This is a genomic window from Bradyrhizobium genomosp. I (2014), from assembly GCF_000261685.1.
Taxonomy (GTDB): Bacteria; Pseudomonadota; Alphaproteobacteria; order Rhizobiales; family Xanthobacteraceae; genus Bradyrhizobium.
The window spans coordinates 1-4,862 of sequence record NZ_AJQE01000033.1; the positions used below are offsets into that span (position 1 = coordinate 1).

General features: G+C 66.5%; 5 protein-coding genes. 2 read left to right on the top strand and 3 right to left on the bottom strand.

Features of this window, described 5'->3' with window-relative positions:
* Window positions 1-590: 590 nt before the first annotated feature.
* Window positions 591-1,901 carry a Spy/CpxP family protein refolding chaperone gene (locus IC50_RS03425; RefSeq protein ID WP_035700443.1) on the bottom strand — a complete coding sequence of 437 codons (1,311 nt, stop codon included), beginning with the start codon at window positions 1,899-1,901 and terminating at the stop codon, window positions 591-593.
* 102 nt (window positions 1,902-2,003) lie between these two features.
* Complete coding sequence (locus IC50_RS03430) at window positions 2,004-3,428, bottom strand: FAD-binding oxidoreductase (RefSeq protein ID WP_035700445.1); 1,425 nt, start codon at window positions 3,426-3,428, stop codon at window positions 2,004-2,006.
* 83 nt (window positions 3,429-3,511) lie between these two features.
* Here IC50_RS03430 and IC50_RS03435 point away from each other — a divergent pair, with 83 nt between their 5' ends.
* Entirely contained in the window at window positions 3,512-4,018 is a 507-nt protein-coding gene (locus IC50_RS03435) for a thioesterase family protein (protein WP_035700448.1), read from the top strand.
* A 59-nt stretch (window positions 4,019-4,077) separates the two neighbouring features.
* On the opposite strand, the gene IC50_RS03440 is transcribed toward IC50_RS03435, so the two are convergent.
* Window positions 4,078-4,251, bottom strand: a complete 174-nt coding sequence (locus IC50_RS03440; protein ID WP_035700449.1) for a DUF1328 domain-containing protein — start codon at window positions 4,249-4,251, stop codon at window positions 4,078-4,080.
* Window positions 4,252-4,487: 236 nt separating this feature from the next.
* Here IC50_RS03440 and IC50_RS03445 point away from each other — a divergent pair.
* Window positions 4,488-4,862, top strand: a 375-nt coding sequence (locus tag IC50_RS03445) for a UvrD-helicase domain-containing protein (protein ID WP_157460812.1), incomplete at its 3' end; no start/stop codon positions are given.

Genomic DNA, 4,862 nt, shown 5'->3' on the forward strand with positions numbered 1-4,862 from the left:
TCGGCTGCGTACGGCTTTCCGCCCACCCCTCACCTCGCTCCCGACGATCTGATCCGGGTGAGCGGCGGATGTGAACCCGGCTGGCACCTCACCCCCAATGGACTGTGTCGGCGCGACGCCATTCCCTATGCGTATCGGCCCTACGCCTACGTGATCCCTCCCCATGCCGGCCGCTGCTGGTGGACTGCCACGCCCCTGGGCGTTCGGAGGGTCTGCGCATGGTGAGAGCTCCAAGCTTGCATCAGCTGAGACGCGCGGCCGCTGCAATGCTGACTGCGGCGGTCGCCGCCGCGTCCGCGTCTTCCGCACAGGCGCAGCGACAGGAGATACGCCAAGCCTGCACTGCCGACATGCGGGCGTTGTGCTCTGGCATCATGCCCGGATCAGGGCGCATCAAGCAGTGCATGATCGACAAATTCGATCGGCTTTCGGAGGGCTGCAGGAGCGCGCTCAAGGCGGCGCAGGCGCAGTCACCCAAGCAATAAACCCAGGCGGCGAAACCTGGAGCTGTTGTTGCCCGAGCGGTATATTGAACCGGACCGGGATGACGAGGCGGTTTTCCTCGCCATGTTGGTTGGCTCTCGGCTCTTTCAGGACATGCGGCGCGGCCCGATCGCCTCGAACTGCGCCTTCTGCTCGTCGCTCAGCGTGGCGTAGAAATCATCGAGCGCCGCGCGCACCGACTTGATCCCGTCCAGCATCGCGTCGAGGCGCTTGCGGATCGCGGCCATGCGTGCCGGCGGTGTCATCACGTCGTTGGGCTCGCAGGCCGCCTTGAGCGATGCGCTGACTTTGGCGCTGGTGTCCTGGAGCACCTGGAGCGCCGCGCGCTGGGTATCGTTGGGACGAAGTCTTTCTTCGATCGTGGCGCCGGGCCAATCGAACGCGGCGGACGCGCCGCAATTCTGCACGAACGATCCGCTCGCATTGTTCGTAGCCGTGGCACGACGCTGATCGTCAGCCAGCGCGTTGAAGCGCGCCTTCTGCTCGTCCGTGAGCGAACCATAGAACGTCTCGAGCGCGGGCTGGACCAGATCGACCGCCTTCTGCATGGCTTCGACACGCTGCTGCATCGCCGCGAGCCGGCCCGGGGCCGTCGCTGCGGCCTGCGTCGGACAGGACGCGCGGATCAGCGCTGCCGCGTCGATCGAGGCGTTGCCGAGCGCATCAAGAGCGGCGCCTTCCGCATCCGTCGGCTGCACCGCGGCTGCAATCTGATCGATCGGCAGACCGACGATGGCACGGCGGTCGCTGCCGCAGAGCTGATCGAGCGGCGCGCTGCGCGCCCGCCGTCGTCCCTGCGGCTGCTGCGGCAGATAGGCCGACAGGCGATCATAACCGTAGGGACCGAAGATGCCGGCATAGATGTCCGGATAGCCGTAGCCCCAGAAGCCGAGCCCGTCGCCCCAGATCGCGTAATCGTAAAGATCGTTATAGGCGAACGGCCAGAACAGCGGTCCGACCCAGCCATAGCCGCCGCCCGCATGCTGCCACCATCCGCTGCTTGCGCCGCTCCAGCCGGCAAGTGCGGCCGCCGCGGCGATCTGCGCACGGGCCGCCGGATTGCTGATCAGCCGGCCGTTCCGGAATGCGCTGGCGTTCAGGGCATTGCGGAAGTTCGCCGGCCGTATCGCGGCATTGCGGATCCGACCGAAGTTCGGGCCACCGCGTCGGGCGCCGGTTGTGAACCGCATTCCGCGGTGATGGCCGCCGCCATGCGCATGCCCGCCGCCGTGCCCGCCGAAATGGCCGCCAGCGTGATGACCACCGCCGTGCCCGCCTCCGTGCCCGCCTCCGTGTCCACCTCCATGGCCCCCGCCATGTCCGCCCCTGGCCAGCGCCGCACCCGCCAGCATGCAGGCAAAGGCCACCGCGGCAATTCCAATGACCGGTCGCACCATCGCAGCCTCCCGCGCACAGCCCTGCCATCGAGGCATTGCAAATTCGCGGAAGTTGGAACCGGCGAGATTGCCGAAAGTTCCCGATACCTTGCGGCGCAGGCCTTAGGCCCCCGGCACGATCTTGCCGGGGTTGAAGATGTTGAGCGGATCGAGCGCCTTCTTCAGCGCCCGCATCGCATCGAGCGCCTCGGGGCCGAGCTCCGCCTCGAGATATTTCTGCTTGCCCTGGCCGATGCCGTGCTCGCCGGTGCAGGTGCCGTCCATCGCCTGCGCGCGCTCGACCAGGCGATGCATGAACTCCTCACCGCGCGCCATCTCGTCGGCATCGTTGGTGTCGCAGACCAGCGAGCAGTGGAAATTGCCGTCGCCGACATGGCCGACGATCGGCGACAGCAGGTTGAGACGCTTGAGATCCTCCTCGGTCTCGCTGACACAATCGGCGAGCCGCGAAATCGGCACACAGACGTCGGTCGCGACCACACCGATGCTGTCGCCGGGGCGCAGCGCCTTCACGGACCAATAGGCGTCGTGCCGCGCCTGCCACAGCTTGGTGCGGTCCTCCGGCTTGGTGGTCCAGGAGAAGTCGCCGCCGCCGCACTCCCTTGCGATCTCGCCGAAGGCCCTGGACTGCTCGCCGACCTCGATCTCGCTGCCATGGAATTCCATCAGCAAAAGCGGCGTCTCGGGCAGCGTCAGCTTCGAATAGGCGTTGCAGGCCTTGACCTGCGCCGCATTGAGCAACTCGATACGCGCGACGGGAATGCCGGTCTGGATCGCCAGGATCACGGCCTGGCAGGCGCCGTGCACGGTCCCGAACGAGACTGCGCCTGCCGCGATCGTCTCGGGGATGCCGCGCAGGCGAATGGTCAATTCCGAGATGATGCCGAGCGTGCCTTCGGCGCCGACGAACAGATGCGTCAGGTCGTAGCCCGCAGACGATTTCTTCGCGCGCGTGCCGGTCGTGATGATCTCGCCGTCGCCGCGCACCACCTTCAGCGCCAGCACGCTGTCGCGCATGGTGCCGTAGCGCACCGCATTGGTGCCGGAGGCGCGGGTCGAGGCCATGCCGCCGAGCGAGGCGTCCGCGCCGGGATCGATCGGGAAGAACAGGCCCTGGTCGCGGAGATGCTCGTTCAGCGCCTTGCGGGTGACGCCGGGCTGGATCACGCAGTCGAGATCCTCGGCATGGACCGCCAGCACCTTGTTCATGTCGCGCAGGTCGATCGAGATGCCGCCGGCCGGCGCGTTGACCTGGCCCTCGAGCGAGGTGCCGGTGCCGAAGGCAATGACGGGCACGCGATGTTTCGCGCAGATCCGCACCACGTCCTGGATGTCGGCCGTCTCCTGCGCCATCACCACGCCGTCCGGCGGCTGGTTGACGATCCACGTGGTGGTATGGCCGTGCTGCTCGCGCACGGCCTGCGAGGTGATGAGGCGGTTGCCGAAGCGTGCGGCAAGCTGCTCCAGCGCGCTCGCGAGGGCTTTCGGCTCCGGCCGCGGCGGATTATTGGTGATGGTCGTACCCACGGAATTCCTCCCGACAGAAGAACCGTGGCAAAGGACATAACGCCGGTCAAGTCAAGCGACCGGACGCATAGCTGGAAGGAAACATGCCGGAGACTGCCGCATCAAGGCCCAAAGCCGCGCCGTTCCGCGCCTCGATCATGCAGATCGAGCCGCAATGGATCGACTATAACGGCCATCTCAACATGGCCTACTACAACGTGATGTTCGACCGCGCGATCGACCAGCTGTGGCTCGAGCTCGGGATCGGGCCGACTTACATGAAGGAGCGAGGCGGCTCGACCTTCACCGCCGAATGCCACGTGCGCTATTTGCGCGAGATCCATCTCGGCGATCCCGTGCAGGTCTTCGTCTGGCTGCTCGAGGCCGACGACAAGCGGCTGCACACATTCGAGGAGATGCGGCACGCAAGCGAGGGCTGGCTGTCGGCGACGTCCGAGAACATGTCGCTTCACATGGACATGAATGCACGCCGCGTTGCGCCGTTTCCGCCGGATATTCGCGAGCGCATCGCTGCGGTCATAAGGGCCCATAGCGCGGTAGCACGCCCCGAGGGCATTGGCCGCAACGTGGCGATGCCCTCGAAGCGGTAGCAACCACGTCTGCCGCTTGTGTTCACCTCTCCCCAGCGGGGAGAGGTGAACACGCTGCGCTAGACCCTGGTGCGGCCGCGGGCGAGGCCGACGACGGCCGAGACCAAGAATAGAACAACTGCGATGAAGAAGATGATCTTGGCGATCTCGATCGAAGCGCCGGCGATGCCGCCAAAGCCCAGGATGCCGGCGATCAGTGCGATAACCAGAAACGTCACAACCCAGCCTAGCATGGTCAAACCCTCGTCTTGATGTTGTCTGCCTCGACGCGGCTTGCCGCGCCACCTGCCCTGACAATCTCGACGCGGGAACGATGGTTCCGGCTCGCGCGGGAGCGAAATTCGTGGTCCTTGCAGGAACAAATCGGCCTGCCGCGCACGTGGAAAACCCTGTCCCGGCGCCCCATATAGGCAGCAACCCCTGTTAAGAAGGCTCCCTCCCGTCACCCCGCGGTGCCATCGTGGGGCCAATGATTCGCATGACCGAGCCGAGCAAGATCACAGGCGTACCCGACCACCAGCCCGCAGCAGGCGGCATCGCCGCGCGTGCGCGCGCCTCGGTGGGCCCCAAATACCTCTCCGGGCTCAATCCGGAGCAGCGCGAGGCCGTCGAGACATTGGACGGCCCGGTCCTGGTGCTGGCCGGCGCCGGCACCGGCAAGACGCGCGTATTGACCACGCGCATCGCCCATATCCTGAGCCAGGGCCGCGCGCGCCCCGCCGAGATCCTGTCGGTGACCTTCACCAACAAGGCCGCGCGCGAGATGAAGCACCGGCTCGGCCAGATGCTCGGCCACGCCGTGGAAGGCATGCCGTGGCTCGGCACCTTCCACTCCATCGGCGGG